11 protein-coding genes are annotated in these 14,974 nt (G+C 41.6%); 3 read left to right on the top strand and 8 right to left on the bottom strand.

The window, feature by feature from the left end; genetic code table 11:
* Positions 1 to 3 precede the first annotated feature (3 nt).
* The 4 genes from D3P12_RS10470 to D3P12_RS10455 all read right to left on the bottom strand — a co-directional run bounded on the left by D3P12_RS10470 (position 4) and on the right by D3P12_RS10455 (position 6,526).
* Positions 4 to 2,829, bottom strand: coding sequence for a S9 family peptidase (locus D3P12_RS10470; RefSeq protein WP_118195281.1), 2,826 nt, complete (start codon positions 2,827 to 2,829; stop codon positions 4 to 6).
* Between the two features lie 41 nt (positions 2,830 to 2,870).
* Positions 2,871 to 4,766, bottom strand: coding sequence for an AMP-dependent synthetase/ligase (locus D3P12_RS10465; protein ID WP_118195279.1), 1,896 nt, complete (start codon positions 4,764 to 4,766; stop codon positions 2,871 to 2,873).
* A gap of 99 nt (positions 4,767 to 4,865) precedes the next feature.
* Positions 4,866 to 5,192: a HesB/IscA family protein gene (locus D3P12_RS10460; RefSeq protein WP_118195278.1), complete on the bottom strand. Its 327-nt coding sequence runs from the start codon at positions 5,190 to 5,192 to the stop codon at positions 4,866 to 4,868.
* 146 nt (positions 5,193 to 5,338) lie between these two features.
* Positions 5,339 to 6,526, bottom strand: coding sequence for a cysteine desulfurase family protein (locus D3P12_RS10455; RefSeq protein ID WP_118195276.1), 1,188 nt, complete (start codon positions 6,524 to 6,526; stop codon positions 5,339 to 5,341).
* A 304-nt stretch (positions 6,527 to 6,830) separates the two neighbouring features.
* On the opposite strand from D3P12_RS10455, the gene mce reads away from it, so the two are divergent.
* Together mce and D3P12_RS10445 are read left to right on the top strand one after the other, a co-directional pair.
* Positions 6,831 to 7,235, top strand: a complete 405-nt coding sequence (gene mce / locus D3P12_RS10450) for a methylmalonyl-CoA epimerase (RefSeq protein WP_245977431.1) — start codon at positions 6,831 to 6,833, stop codon at positions 7,233 to 7,235.
* 15 nt (positions 7,236 to 7,250) lie between these two features.
* Complete coding sequence (locus D3P12_RS10445; protein WP_118195274.1) at positions 7,251 to 8,432, top strand: hypothetical protein; 1,182 nt, start codon at positions 7,251 to 7,253, stop codon at positions 8,430 to 8,432.
* Here the strand turns inward: D3P12_RS10445 and D3P12_RS10440 are convergent.
* Entirely contained in the window at positions 8,429 to 10,570 is a 2,142-nt protein-coding gene (locus D3P12_RS10440) for a S46 family peptidase (protein ID WP_118195272.1), read from the bottom strand. The two genes, D3P12_RS10445 and D3P12_RS10440, sit on opposite strands and share 4 nt — an antisense overlap.
* Positions 10,571 to 10,638: 68 nt before the next feature.
* Between D3P12_RS10440 and D3P12_RS10435 the strand changes: the two genes are divergently transcribed.
* On the top strand, positions 10,639 to 12,426 hold the full coding sequence (locus D3P12_RS10435; protein WP_118195269.1) for a chloride channel protein: 1,788 nt from the start codon (positions 10,639 to 10,641) through the stop codon (positions 12,424 to 12,426).
* A 25-nt stretch (positions 12,427 to 12,451) separates the two neighbouring features.
* On the opposite strand, the gene kdsB is transcribed toward D3P12_RS10435, so the two are convergent.
* Genes kdsB through trpS form a run of 3 tightly spaced genes read right to left on the bottom strand, consistent with a single transcriptional unit; the run spans position 12,452 to position 14,831 of the window.
* Positions 12,452 to 13,198: a 3-deoxy-manno-octulosonate cytidylyltransferase gene (kdsB, locus tag D3P12_RS10430; protein ID WP_118195268.1), complete on the bottom strand. Its 747-nt coding sequence runs from the start codon at positions 13,196 to 13,198 to the stop codon at positions 12,452 to 12,454.
* A gap of 20 nt (positions 13,199 to 13,218) precedes the next feature.
* The gene (locus tag D3P12_RS10425) at positions 13,219 to 13,833 is read right to left on the bottom strand and encodes a deoxynucleoside kinase (RefSeq protein WP_118195266.1); all 615 of its coding nucleotides are present in this window, start codon (positions 13,831 to 13,833) and stop codon (positions 13,219 to 13,221) included.
* Between the two features lie 2 nt (positions 13,834 to 13,835).
* A complete protein-coding gene (gene trpS / locus D3P12_RS10420; protein WP_118195264.1) occupies positions 13,836 to 14,831 on the bottom strand; it encodes a tryptophan--tRNA ligase in 996 nt (331 codons plus the stop codon).
* Positions 14,832 to 14,974: the final 143 nt, after the last annotated feature.

Here is a 14,974-nt window from a genome sequence, read left to right as displayed (position 1 = left end):
GTTTTATTCGACTAAATCAAATCCCCAATCGATTCCTTTCAGAACTGCCGGAACACCTCGTTCCAACCATACAGGAGCGGGTTTGCCTTTCAAATAATGATCAAAAAACTGCTGTTCACGAATCTGAATATCCTTACGGTTCTGTCGTTTCATCAGATTATGCTCATCATCATTATAATTGAGCATCCAAACCGGCTTACCGAGTCGCCTCATCGCTGTAAACATCTCTATTCCCTGATACCAGGGCACAGCACCGTCACGGTCATTATGCATAATAACCACCGGCGTATTTACCTTATCCAAATGAAAGAGCGGAGAGTTCTCGATATAAAGATCAAGATCTTCCCACAAGGTAGCGCCGATACGGCTCTGCGTATGCTCATATTGAAACTGTCGGTTCAGTCCGCTTGCCCAGCGAATCCCTCCATACGCTGATGTCATATTTACTACCGGTGCACCTGACCAGGCAGCTGCGTACATGTCTGTACGTGTTATTAGGTGCGCAACCTGATAGCCTCCCCAGCTTTGACCCTGAACGCCAATATTGTCGCCGTCCACAAATGGGAACTCTTTAAGAGCTTCTACACCCGAGTTGATATAGATTTCCGCCGATTTACCAGGATAGCCTCTATCATACGATATATCAGGTGTAAACACCAAATATCCATTACTCACAAAATAGCTGATATTCAGGCGAGACGGAGTAGGGGTAGGAGGTATATAACTGTACAATCCGTCACTCAATTTTTCATAAAAATAGACAATCATCGGATACTTCTTATTTTCATCAAAGTCTTCCGGCTTATAAAGAATCCCTTCTGATTCTTCCCCGTTAGAGGCAGTCCACTTAAACAATTCCGCCGTTCCCCAATTATAGGAAGATTGTTGCTGATTGATATCCGACACGGCTTGTTCTGATTTGAAATCAGTACTTAGATAAAGATTAGGGGCTTCGGTATAATTCTCCTTTGTATAGGCAAAGAGCGACAGATCTTTATTTGCGATTTCCCGCCAATACCGGAAGCCTCCCATGCTTATCAATTCCGGATCTCTGCCTTTTGCAGATGCCTTAAACCAACCGCTCTCTTTCGTATTATGATCAAAAGCACTGATATAATTGAATTCACCCCAATCGATTATCACAGGCTCACGTCTTGCTCGTTGGAAACGGTCACGTGTTGGATCGTCATAACGGAAGGTAATCTTATTTTTTCGGCCGAAGCCATTGGTTATCATTTTCGGCTTTTTGCCGTTTAATGGAATTGCCCATATATCATACCGATCATAGAAGTATACGATGTCCCCCTTATCATTCCAACCAGCAAAACCATACGATCTCGGCTGATCTGGCACATCATTCTCTTCATCAAAGAACGGCACGTTTAGCCCTTCCGTTAAGGTTCTTAGCTGTTTCTGATCTACAGAATAACTGTACCAGTGCCCTTTATCCCGATCAAACCAGAGAGCATAATTGCCTTTCGGAGACAGCTCGACATTCGCACGAACACTGTCGGCTATTTTAATACGCTCGCCTGTAAGTGTAGAGATCAGGTAAATATCATCATAACTAGCCCCAAGCCATTGAGAAGCAACCCGTCTTCCCACGTCGGACGTCCCCAATGCAAATTCGTTGTTCGCGTTGCTCGTTATGGATACCGAGGGAAGGCTTTCATCTCCAAGTTGAACAATCTTTTTGCTCTCTGGGTAAATTACAGTTAAATAAGCCCGACTCGAATCGCGTTTGCGGTTAATTAGTTGTCTCGGCTGCAGGTAGTCATCTTTCCAGTGCCAGATATCCACCCTGGCTACCTCAAAATCGACAATGGTTGTATCCACTAGTTTCGCTTTGGGCGCAGTGCCAAAAAAGAGTTTTTCTCCATCTTCACTAAAAGTCAACTTCTGACTTCCATTGACACTCCAGTTTTCCTGAATACCCTCGCTTTCTTCGTTTGCTATCAGCATGGCAGAATCTGCATCCAGATGGAAATAATAAAGATCATGAAGCTCATTGATCGAATTTTTCACATCCGGTTGATAGGTAAAAGCTATTTGCTGAGCCGCCTCGTCGAATGTGATATGTTGATAATCGCCTTTTCCGGCTTTCATCCGTTTCAACGAACCTGCCTTTACATGATAAAGATAAAGACCATCTTCTTTCTTTAAGCTGTCTTTTTTCGGTAGTTTTTTATGGAAAACCAGCAATGAGCCATCTTTATTAAACTCGTAAGAATCAACATGATCAAATGTACGTTCCATGCCTTGGTTCAAGTTCCGTACGACCAATTTCGATTGCTTATCGGCTTTCTTTTTTCCGTTCTTTTGCTCTCCGATGCTATCTTTTGCCAAACTGTCGACTTCCGCCTTGATCGTGTCATCTAGCAAAAAGCCTACAATTGCAGCATAGCCTTGTTCTGGAACTTTAAATGATTTTACATTGGCTATTTTTTCTAAGCCCTTCTCTTCAATAGAAAATATAGCCAATGAATCCTTCGGCATGTCATCCGACTTTTTCTTCTCAATCTTGGCTTGGCGCGTATCCCTAAAAAACGGCTGGATCAGCGCGATCAAATATTTACTGTCTCCGGTAAATTCAGCACTAGTACCACGGTCAATCGTCCGCACGTTCTCAGCATCCCGGCTAACCAATCTGAGTGTTGCATCTCCTTCTTGCGGAACAACCGTAAAGAAAACATATTGACCGTTGTTACTAATCCCTGAGGATCCGATCGACTGCCAAGAGTCATAAACCGAATGGTCCAATGGTTTCTTTTGAGCCAAGCCAGTAGCAAAAAAAGACGATAAAATAATACTCAGTAAAAGTTTCTTCATAATAATTTGTTCGACAACGATTTAATTCTGCTTATATAGTCTTATAAATATAATTTGGCAATCTCTTCGGCATATTTCTTCTCAACCACCCGCCGTTTTGCCTTTAATGTCGGGGTAAGTTCACCTGACTCGATGGAAAATGGGTTACGCTTTACCACAAAATTTCGAATCCGCTCAAATTTAGCCAATTCGTTTGAAAGCCGCTTCAAATCATCATCGATCCACTCAATAACTTCCTGATTTCTAATAAAATCATCTTCTTCTTCAAAAAATGCATCTGTAAAGCCAAACTCTTCACGCAATCGCTCGACGGAAGGAATAATAATGGCAGTAACGTACTCCTGTTTATCACCAACTAGGAACAAACCGTCGATCTTCGGACTTTTCAAATAGACATTTTCAACAGGCGTAGGGTAGATGTTCTTCCCAAATGCATTAACCAGCATATTCTTCAAGCGATCCGTAATCTGCAAATTACCCTTATAAAAACGACCGATATCACCCGTATGAAACCAACCGTTGGCATCAATTACATTGGCGGTTTCTTCCGGCTTATTCCAATAACCTTTCATAACACAATGTCCGCTGATAATGATCTCCCCCTCGGGGCACTCAAAATCAGGCTGAAAAGATTCGTAGGTCTGTTCGGTATAAATCTCCAGCGTATCAATATTCTGAATCCCGATCTTGATACCCGGCACTACGCGACCGACCGTACCATATACTTGACGATGGTATTCCGTGACCGCAACAACAGGTGAAGTTTCCGTTAACCCGAAGCCCTCTAACACCTTAATTCCCAGGTCACCAAAAAACTCACCAATATTTCTCGGCAATGCACCACCACCAGAAATCAAAAATTTCAGTCGTCCGCCTGTTTTTGCTTTAATTTTACTGAATACTAATTTTTCAGCCAATTTATACTTTAACGAAAGGAAAGGATTTGGCACTTTTCCAGCTTCCAGTCTTAACCGATGTTTGTGACCGGTTTCCAATGCCCAATTAAAGATCTTCGTTTTGGTTCCACCACCTTCGGTACCGCTTTTCATAGCCTTGTCATGAATACGCTCCAACAGTCGCGGCACACAATTCAAGATCGTCGGTTGCACCTCTTCCATATTTTTCGCCAAGAGCTCCAAGCTTTGTGCAAAAGCAATCTGGCACCCTACGGCCATCGACACATGGTAGGTAGCCGTCCGCTCAAATACATGAGATAGGGGAAGGAAAGACAGGAAGCGATCGTTCTGATCAATCACCGGAATCTGATCCAGACATACACGCACGTTATTGACCAAGTTGCTATGAGTCAACATCACTCCCTTTGGTGTTCCCGTCGTCCCAGAAGTATAAATTAATGTAGAAATATCACTTGGTAAGATCGCTTCTGTACAAGCCACAATGTTTCGCTGATAATCAGGGTAGAGCGATTTACCTTGTTCCAAAACCTGTGCGAAAGACATGATACCCGCCCGTAAATTGGTTTTCTTTAAAAACTTCTCATAGTCGGGAAAGTTGACTATAATCCGGTTGAGGTTTTCACAGTTATCAGAAATACTGATCAGTTTTTTAAAAAGGAAAGGAGTGCCAACCAAGATCACTTTGGCAGCACTGTCGTTCAGGATATATTCAATCTCGTGAGCAGGAAGCGTAGGATATACAGATACGTTGACCGCCCCGATTTGTTGCAAACCCTGATCGAAATACAAATATTCAGGGCTATTATCGAGCAAGAACGCTACACGGTCACCCTTTTGGATACCAATTGCCAACAAATATGAAGATACGGCATTAATCTTCTCGTAAGCATCGCGATAGGAAACCGGCTTCCAGTCATCATTGACTTTATCCAGGAGGAAAGTATGGTCTAAAGGGTGGATCGTATCTACGACGTTACGCAGCAAATCCGGCACGGTCATATCCGCCGTAACTGGGTTCATATTTTTTTATGTTGGTTACTATACTACAAACATAAAAAAAATATGTTTACGGCAAATTGATGTAAACCTTATATTAAATTAAATGGATCTTTTATTGAATTAAACCGCGAAGCTTTCTCCGCATGCGCAAGAGCGGGAAGCATTTGGATTGTTAAATACAAAGCCCTTTCCCGTTAAACCATCAGAATAGTCTAATTCAGTTCCCGAAAGATACAAGAACGATTTGATATTAAGAACCAACTTAATGCCCTTATCTTCAAAGACCTGATCATTCTCTTGATCCTGATTATCGAAATTCAGGTTATAAGTAAGGCCAGAACAGCCACCACTTTCAACCGACACACGAACGAAATAGGATGAGTCATAATTCTCCTCTTTCAAGATATCTTGTATTCTATTTTTGGCTTTCTCTGTAACTGTAATCATATCATTAAGCTAATAATACAAATATCGTTATTATCTGCGAAAGATGAAAATGAGCTTTGTCATACCAAAATGATCTTTACACAAATAATCCGTGCACGAATAAACTAGCCATAATTGCTTGCTTTTGCCTCAAAAGATCAGCTTGGCTAAACGATCAAACCTTTTTTATAAAGCTCCCACGCAGGTGATTCAGCACGAAGCTTTTTAATCTTTTGATTCAGCATGTCGATAACCAGATCGATCTCAGCTTCCGTATTAAAGCGCCCCAGACTAAAGCGTAAGCTACTATGTGCATCCTCCTTATCTAAGCCCATAGCCATTAAAACATGTGATGGATCAAGCGAGCCTGTAGCACAAGCTGAACCGGCAGACATCGCTACGTTTTTCAAACTGGCCATCAATTGTTCCCCTTTTATAAAACGAATAGCGATATTCGATACATTCGGCAAACGATCCGCGCCACGACCATTCACAAAGGTTTCCTCTAGGTTAAGCAGAGCAGTTTCCAGGTAGTTCCGTAATTTCTTCAAACGTTTCCTTTCCTGATTTAAGTTTTCATTAGCAATTGCGCAAGCGGTACCTAAACCTACAATTCCCGGTACATTATAAGTACCTCCACGCAAGCCCTTTTCCTGTCCACCACCGTGAATCAGCGGCTCAAGCTGAATCTTTTTACTTTTTTTTCTGACATACAAAGCGCCGACACCTTTTGGGCCGTAGATTTTATGTGCGCTGAGGGCCATCACGTCTATAGCCAACTTTTCCACAGAAACTGGCATCTTACCAATTGCCTGCGTTGCATCACAAAAAAACAACACATTATTTTCCTGAGCAATTCTCGCAATTTCTTCTACGGGATGGATAACACCCGTTTCATTATTTGCGAACATCAGCGAAATCAGGATAGTTTTATCCGTAATCGCCTTTCGCAAATCCTCTAGATCAATATTGCCATCCCTATTCACTGGCAGATAAGTAACTTTAGCACCTTTCTTTTCAAGTAATCTTAAAACGTCTAAAACCGATTTATGCTCCGTTACGCAGCTGATGATGTGATTTCCTATGCTTCCATAGCGCTTATAAATACCTTTGACTGCTAAATTGATTGATTCTGTCGCTCCCGAAGTGAACATAATCTCATCATCCTTAGCCTCCAGTAGATTCGCGACGTTTTCCCGGGCTTTCTGAACGGCTGCTGACGCTTTTTTGCCAAATACATGATTCGTACTAGAAGCATTCCCATAAGTTGAAGTAAAATAAGGGATCATTTCATCCAGTACAAAAGGATCAACCATCGTGGTTGCATTATTGTCTAGATATATCTGAATAGCCATAAACAAAGGTATTGTTTTTTTAATAATTAAGTTAAAGAAGCCCGCATCTCACCTAATTACATTCAGACATTTCGGCGCTTTTCTTTAAAGATAATATTATTAACTTGTTCGAGAAGAACAGTGGTCAAACAGTGGTCAAACAGTCCTCTAACTGTCTTCAAGCTGTGGTAAAAAGACTGTTTAACTACTGTATAACTACTGTTTGACCTCAGTTAGAATAGGACGATTCTAAAAAATGGATTAATTCTTTTATTTCTTTGTAATTTTGATGGAGGCCATTGATTTTATTAAGGAAAAAAAAACTATGATGCAGAAAATCGATCACATCGGTATTGCTGTCAAAGACTTACAGCAGGCAATCGCAGAATATGAAACTATTCTCGACACACTGTGCTATAAGATTGAAACGGTCGATTCGGAAAAAGTGAAAACAGCTTTCCTGAAAATCGGTGAAAGTAAGATCGAATTATTAGAAGCCGTGAATCAAGAAGGGGCAATTGCTGATTTTGTGAATAAAAAAGGGGAGGGCATCCATCACATTGCCTATGAAGTAACTGATATTCAAGCTGAAATAAATAGATTTAGGGGCCAGGGGTTCAGAATATTAAATGAGGGGGCAAAAAAAGGGGCAGACAATAAATTAGTCTGTTTCATACATCCAAAGGATTGTAATGGAGTACTGACCGAACTGGTACAATCGCTGGATTAAATTTGTTTTCGGGAAATGAGATCGTTGAAGATAAACAAAGCGAGCCAGGGTTACGATGCAAAAGGCGACAGGAGAGAAGGGCTTATTCTACAGCGGACTTACACCTGTTCGTTACTCGGACTCGATGGCCCCCTGACTAATGAACAGAAAAAAAGTTTATCGTTCCGAGCTAACAATAAATCCATTCGTGAAGGCGAACTGCGAATTGATTTCCCGAAAAACAAGAAAGAAGGCTATTCTTTCGATTTCCAGATCACGGTAGTAAGTCCGCTCTTCCAAGGCCATCTGTTGAGTTTAGAAATCGTCTTTGGAAAGACGGCTAGCCAGCGTGCTGACAAGGTTAACCAAGATATTGGTGAAATCAAATCGATCAAGATCAACATATGGATCCATTATGCCTTCCGTTGGTTTAAGCGGCCTCAGCTGGTCAATGAAATTACAGAAAGAAAAGCATACCCATGGAAAATAAGTCAACGCAGCACTTCCTTGTGCGGTATTGCTTGCCTGTTTTATTTCCTGATTCAAGACGACCCGGATGCTTACGAGCGAATCATCCTCCGCTTGCATCAATACGGTTATTCGCATCACAACAATTACCTGATTCTTCCCAATGCTTATCTTTATTCGATTGACCCTGACAGAAACCCGCAATATCCGCAAGGTATGGCTTTTGTTGATTGGATAGGCTTGGCTTCTGTGAGAAATATGGAAAGTCGCTTCGGCTATCGAGGGAGAGCAGACCAAGTAGCCAGCGCAATCAACTGGCCTCATATCCTCATTAAGCTCGGACGAGATCTGCTTAACTATAGCGACACAAAATTTAAATTATTCTCACCCATTAAAACCTATATACGCGATTACCTGAAAGACAATACAAAATTAAAAATCCTCGCCGAAGAGGTGGAAAAAAGCCATAGGGAAGGGGCTAAATTGATCTTGCTGGTCGATTCCGATATGTTGCACAATCGCTCGCATTATCACTTGAATAACTTTATTCAATATCACTGGGTGGCCTACGAAGGAGGGCTTCAGTTAATGGACAAAAATGGGTTAGCAACACAAGACTACGCCGCCGTAGAGCACCTAAGATTTGACATTTTTTCTTGGGGAGAAGAAATAAAGCATTCCCGGACATCCGACGGGATCTCCAGAAATGCTTTTATCAGAAATTATTATGGATATATCCGAATGCGTTAGATACCTATTTCCTTTAGCAGAAAATCTGCATTGTCAATCTTGTCGGCTACCCAAAGTACATAGCGGATATCCACGCCGATCGACCGGCTATAGCTTTCGTTCCATGCAAAATCATTGATGGTTGCATCATAAGCACGGTCAAAGTTAACGCCTACTAACTCGCCTTTTGAATTCATTATAGGTGAACCGGAGTTTCCGCCCGTCGTATCCATATTGTACAGCATATTCACGGGTACATCATTGAGTTCCTCCATTGCATAGTCACCAAAATTTTTCGCTTCCCATTCCTGTTTAATTTTTTCCGGATAATCGAACTCGGGATTATTCAATCTACCTTTTTCGATAATACCCTTGATGGTAGTAAAAGGAGTCACGTAGGTTGCATCTGCAGGTGAATAACCGCGAATATAACCGAAGGTCAGACGCAACGTGCTATTTGCATCCGGGATAAAGTCTTTATTTTGGAATTTTTCCTTAACAGCCACATAATCACCCATTAATTGATTGAGCACCCCTTCACGACGTTCAGCCTCTGGAGTTAGTTCTACTAGTTGCTGATTGATCGCTTGTTGGAAATTCAGCAGATCATCCGAATAAGCCAATAAAGTCTCAGGCGACTTGAGTAATTCATTAAAAACATAGTCACGATCTTTTAACTTGGATGTCTCCAACGTTGTTGTAGCAAAGCTAGTCGGGTCGGAAACCTTTTTCATCGCTTCGATCGGCTGATCTGTAGTTATCTCCGATGCATCACGTAGCATGCGACTAAAAATAGCTGTGTCAACTTCAAAACGGTAGCTATCATAAATGCTGCTTAGAGCACTTTTTAGCTTCGGGAGGTTAGCCTCAAAGACCTGTGACTTATTCGTTGTTGCAACTAAAGAAGCCTTGAAAGAGTTAAGATAACGAGCAATATTTAAAAGGCTTGTGCTTGAATGGATCTGGGTAAACCACATATCACGTTCAGCATCAGAAAAAATGTCTTGATAATATTGGTCTATATCGTTCATCAACGTGCCATAGTCTCTTTCCAATTCCGGACTGTCCGAAATAAACTTAGCCAGGTCTTGATCATCCTTACGTTTCGTATCGACAAGCTGGATGCCATTCAACCCTTTCATTTTCCCCTGATAGTTTTTCATTACATTCGCATTCCGTTTAATGCGGGTAGCGAGCGCTATCTCTGTTGCTTTGTCATTTAACCCAGCTTCTTCCATTACTTTATTTTGAAACTCATAAAGATTTGAGGTATAAGGAAGTAAAAATTTTTCCTGATACTCGATATATTGCGCTGGACGGTGACGGAATGTTCTGCCGGGATAACCCAGAATGAATGTAAAATCACCTTCTTTGACACCCTGCGCATTGATTTTCAAGTGTTTCTTAGGCTGGTACGGAACATTGTCTTTCGAATAAGGAGCCGGTGATCCATCGGGGGCAACATATGCGCGCAGAAAAGAGAAATCTCCAGTATGTCTTGGCCACACCCAGTTATCCGTCTCGCCCCCAAACACACCAATATTGGCCTTCGGCACATAAACTAAACGCACGTCCTCGATTGTTTTATAGCGGAAAAGCACATAACTCTTACCAATAAACATCTCTGATACTTCTGCTTTGATCGAAGGATCTTTCTTTTCAGCTTCTTGCGCAATCTTTTCCCGTTCGTCGCTAATGATACGAATTCTTTCAGCGGGGTTCTTGGCAGATTGCGCTGCTTTTAATATGCGGTTTGATACATCTTCATAACCTTCGGTGATTCGAATGGTAAGTCCTTTTGCTTCAATCTCACGTTCTTTTTCAGGGGCAACAAAACCATTGGTCAGGTAATCATTTTCAGGCGTACTTGCTAATTGCACCGCACCGAAGGCACAATGATGATTGGTAATGATCAAGCCCTCGTCAGATACAAAGGAACCTGTACATCCGCCTACCCGTACTAAGGCATCTACCAAACCAACCTGCCCGGGATTAAAGATATCAGTGCGATCGATCTCAAGTCCCGCTTTCTTCAGATCAACACGATTCAGGTCGCTCAAAGGGTACATCCCTTCATCCAGATTGGTAAAGGAATTACTACAGAACCCTGCAATGACAAGAAAAACTATTGCAAGGGTATTTTTGTTAAAAAGTCTCATAAATACGATTATACTATTGAACATATTATATTTGCCAAAGTTAAGAACTTTCCGAATATCAGACGACTATGATAAAAAAGGCTATACGAGCTATTAACCGGTTAAATCAGTGGAGAATACAGCGGATATCGAATAAAAATTTCATGGTTATCTTAGCTGTTATTGTCGGCTTGATTGGCGGACTTGCTGCTTCTGCTCTGAAAGCTCTGACACATTATATTGCCACGGTATTACAAAATGATGTTTCATGGGATTTTCGCGGTTACCTTTTTCTCGTATTCCCGATGATCGGGATTTTGCTTAGTGTCTTGTATGTACGCAAGTTTATCAAAGCAAAGAAAATGGAACATGGGATTACACCCATCTTGTACTCCATCTCTAACCGGTCGAGCCGTATACCTGTCCATAATGTTTATTCGCAGATCGTGACGAGTGCCCTGACAGTCGGCTTTGGTGGGTCGGCCGGGCTAGAAGCGCCGATTGTAGCGAGCGGTTCGGCAATCGGCTCTAATATCGGACGCTTCTTTGGGTTAAATTATCGGGAAGTAACCATGTTATTGGCCTGTGGAGCTGCTGCTGGTATTGCTGGGGCTTTTAATAGTCCGGTTGCAGGTTTGGTCTTTGCTGTTGAAATTTTATTAGCAGAATTCTCGATACCTGCATTTATTCCGCTTTTGATGGCCGCGGCTACCTCTTCCGTTGTATCCCGCATGCTCTATGCAGAGCCGCTATTTCATTTGGTTACAGATACCTGGCATATCGAGGCTTTACTCTTTTATATCGCCGTTGCAATTTTAGTCGGGTTGTTCTCAGTTTTCTTCAACCGACTGAATTATAGAGCTGCGAAATGGTTTAAAAGTTTTACAAATCCTTATAGAAAGGCAATCGTCAGTGGATTGATCCTCGGTATTTTGATTTTTGTATTCCCAGCTCTGTACGGCGAGGGCTATTTGGCAATTCAACAATTACTGGCCGGTAATAATAATTCGCTGCTTTCCAATAGTGTTTTTAGTGAGTATCAACATATCGGCTGGCTTGTTGTAGCGTACTCAGCTATTACCGTGTTTGCCAAGGCTTATGCTACCGTTTTCACTCTTCACAGCGGCGGTAATGGTGGTAATTTTGGACCTAGTCTGGTAATGGGCGGACTACTCGGTTTTGCTTTTGCTCATGGGATTAATTTGACGGGGTTGGTTGAATTAAACACGGCTAATTTTATCGTTGTTGGAATGGCGGGGGCACTTAGCGGTATTATGCACGCCCCCTTAACGGGAATATTTCTGATTGCCGAAATTACGGGTGGTTATGTTCTGATGGTACCGTTGATGATCGTGTCGGCGATATCATACTTTATCAATAAAAGCACTTTAAAGTATTCCATTTATACTCAGTCACTTGCTGAATCAGGCGAATTATTGTCATATGAAGACAAGGACAAAACTGTGTTACGAATGATGAAACTGCGCTATGTTGTTGAAAAGAATTTCACCATTCTTCATCCGGACGAAAAGGCAGGCGACCGAAAATTAGATATACTTTATACCAAACGAAATATTTTTCCGGTTGTGGACGATAAAGGGCAGTTACTTGGTATTATCTACAGTGAAAAGCTATTTGAAATATTGGTTGGTGAAGGTAATAATGATAAAACGATGAAAGAGCTGGCTCAGCCACCGCAAGATGTTATCCGGATCGATGCAAATATGTATGATGTGATGCGGAAAATGGATCGTGAAGATATTTGGACATTGCCAGTTGTTGATACGGATGACAAATATGTCGGTTTTGTATCCAAGTCAGCAATTTTTAATAAGTATCGTGCGCTGTTGATGCGTATGGGAAGGTATTTGGAGTAGCTAAATAAAAAGAAGACTTAGTCTATCATAAACTACTTTTAAACAACTCAATAACTCGGTCAACATCTTCGGGAACATCGATTCCGTGCGATTGAAACTGGGTTTCTGCAGTTTGTATTTGGTAGCCATGCTCTAGCCAGCGCAACTGTTCCAGTGACTCCGCTTTTTCTAACGGCGATACAGGTAGTTTGGTCAGTTGCTTCAGTGTTTCGGCACGAAAAGCATAGATACCAATGTGTTTAAAATAACGGTATTTCTCCAACCAGGATTTTTGCGCTGCATCGCGAAGGTAGGGGATGGTGTTGCGGCTAAAATAGAGTGCTCGCATATCCTTTGTTACTGTTACTTTCGGGATATTATGATTAAACAGATCCTCGAAAGTATCTATTTTTTTAACAAGCGTTGCGATGTTTACCGATTCTTTTTGAAAGCAACTGATCAGCAGCTCGATTTGCTCTGGTTGAATAAAGGGTTCGTCACCTTGTACGTTGATAACGATATCGGTATCCTCAAAGTGAGACGCAGCCTCAGCACAACGATCTGTTCCGCTCGTGTGTGATTCTGAGGTCATGACAACTTGCCCTCCAAAAGCTTCGATATGATCCGCTATGCGTTGATCATCTGTCGCGACGACAGTAGTCTGTACGCCGGTTGCTTTTTTCACTTGCTCGTACACTCGCTGGATCATGGATTTGCCGGCAATATCGATCAAAGGTTTACCCGGGAAACGGGTAGAGGCATATCTGGCAGGTATGGTCGCGAGTATCTTCATATTAAATAGTCTACGTAATACTAGAATAATCCGTGTAGCTCCCTTTCGACACTCTCGATAACGAAAGCGAGATCTTCTGTTTTGTTCGCAAAATCAAGTTTGTCCTTGTCTAAAATCAGCAATTTCCCGCCATCATAGCTGCTAATCCACTTCTCATATTTATCATTCAATTTCGACAGGTAATCAAGACGAATACCCGCTTCATAATCACGACCTCTGATCTGGATATTTTTAACGAGTGTGGGTACAGAGGCTCTTAAATAAATCAGAAGATCGGGAGCAATGACAAATTGTAGGACACTCTCGAAAATATTGCTGTAATTTTCGAAATCACGTTTGCTCATTAAACCCATATCATGCAAGTTTTCAGCGAATATATAGGCATCTTCATAAATCGTACGATCCTGAATGATATCGCGTTTTTCTTTTTGCAAAGCGAGCATATGACGAAAACGACTGTTCAGGAAGAAAATCTGCAGATTAAAGGACCAGCGCTTCATATCACTATAGAAATCTTCAAGATAGGGGTTATGCTCGACTGCCTCGAACTGCGGTTCATAGCCTAGCTGCTTGGAAAGTAACTCTGTTAAAGTTGTTTTACCGGCACCGATATTACCTACAATAGCTATATGCATAATTAAAAAGGCTTAATTCCGATTAGTTCACGAACGTCCGAGATTGTTTTTTGAGCAGATGCTCTTGCTTTCTCTGCGCCTAGGGTAACTACCTTGCGGAGATAGTCATGATCGTTAGCGATATCGTTTATCCGGTTTCGAATAGGATCAGTGGCTATGATCATATCTTCTGCGAGCTGTTTTTTAAAGTCGCCGTATCGGATCTGGCAGGAGTTGTATAGCTTATCAAAATGATTCACGGTATCTTCGCTTGAAACAATTGTCATAAGGTCAAATAAATTCTGAATATAATCTGGCTTTTCTTGATTTTCTTCAGTAGGACCTGAATCTGTAAGCGCCTTCATCACTTTTTTACGAATAACATCTGGAGAATCGGATAGATAGATCGCATTTGCTTCTCCCTCTGATTTGCCCATTTTACCCTTCCCGTCAAGACCAGGGATCTTAACCAATTTCTGCTGGAAGCTAAATGCATAAGGTTCTGGAAAGTATTCGCTTTGATACAAACGGTTAAACCGGTTACCAAAGGTACGTGCCATTTCAAGATGTTGTTCCTGATCTTTTCCAACTGGTACTTTCGTAGCCCGGTGGATCAAAATATCTGCAGCCATTAATACCGGATAGGTGAGAAGTCCAGCATTGACGTTGTCTGGATGTGAACGTACCTTATCTTTAAAAGAAGCGCTCCGCTCCAGTTCGCCCAGATAGGCGTTCATATTTAAATAAAGATAAAGTTCGACCGTTTCCGGGACATCCGATTGTACGTATATTGTTGCTTTTTCGGGATCGATTCCTGCAGCCAGGTATTCTGTAACCACTTGCCTAACATTTGCATGCATTTCCGATGAAGTAGGATGGGTAGTAAGAGCATGAAGATCCGCAATAAAGAAAAAGCAATTATGATTATTCTGCATTTCCAGGAAATTTTTTATTGCTCCATAGTAATTTCCTAGGTGTAATTTTCCGGTGCTCCGGATACCGCTAACAACTGTTTCCATATACCTGCGAAAATACAGATTTCCTGCAATACGTCAAGCTTTGATAGCGAATAATTTGCAGGGAGAAATGCAATCTCTCTTTAAATAAATTTGACCTTAACCAAACAATTTGATTTATAGAAGGCACGAATTATCTGGTTTAA

The organism is Pedobacter indicus (genome assembly GCF_003449035.1).
Lineage (GTDB): Bacteria > Bacteroidota > Bacteroidia > Sphingobacteriales > Sphingobacteriaceae > Albibacterium > Albibacterium indicum.
Note: the sequence above shows the minus strand (reverse complement) of the source record. Positions and strands in the feature narration are given on the sequence as shown.

Coding starts and splice junctions, on each gene's coding strand:
- D3P12_RS10470 (WP_118195281.1), bottom strand. CDS start 2,829: ATGAAGAAACTTTTACTGAGTATTATTTTATCGTCTTTTTTTGCTACT.
- D3P12_RS10465 (WP_118195279.1), bottom strand. CDS start 4,766: ATGAACCCAGTTACGGCGGATATGACCGTGCCGGATTTGCTGCGTAAC.
- D3P12_RS10460 (WP_118195278.1), bottom strand. CDS start 5,192: ATGATTACAGTTACAGAGAAAGCCAAAAATAGAATACAAGATATCTTG.
- D3P12_RS10455 (WP_118195276.1), bottom strand. CDS start 6,526: ATGGCTATTCAGATATATCTAGACAATAATGCAACCACGATGGTTGAT.
- mce (WP_245977431.1), top strand. CDS start 6,831: ATGATGCAGAAAATCGATCACATCGGTATTGCTGTCAAAGACTTACAG.
- D3P12_RS10445 (WP_118195274.1), top strand. CDS start 7,251: ATGAGATCGTTGAAGATAAACAAAGCGAGCCAGGGTTACGATGCAAAA.
- D3P12_RS10440 (WP_118195272.1), bottom strand. CDS start 10,570: ATGAGACTTTTTAACAAAAATACCCTTGCAATAGTTTTTCTTGTCATT.
- D3P12_RS10435 (WP_118195269.1), top strand. CDS start 10,639: ATGATAAAAAAGGCTATACGAGCTATTAACCGGTTAAATCAGTGGAGA.
- kdsB (WP_118195268.1), bottom strand. CDS start 13,198: ATGAAGATACTCGCGACCATACCTGCCAGATATGCCTCTACCCGTTTC.
- D3P12_RS10425 (WP_118195266.1), bottom strand. CDS start 13,833: ATGCATATAGCTATTGTAGGTAATATCGGTGCCGGTAAAACAACTTTA.
- trpS (WP_118195264.1), bottom strand. CDS start 14,831: ATGGAAACAGTTGTTAGCGGTATCCGGAGCACCGGAAAATTACACCTA.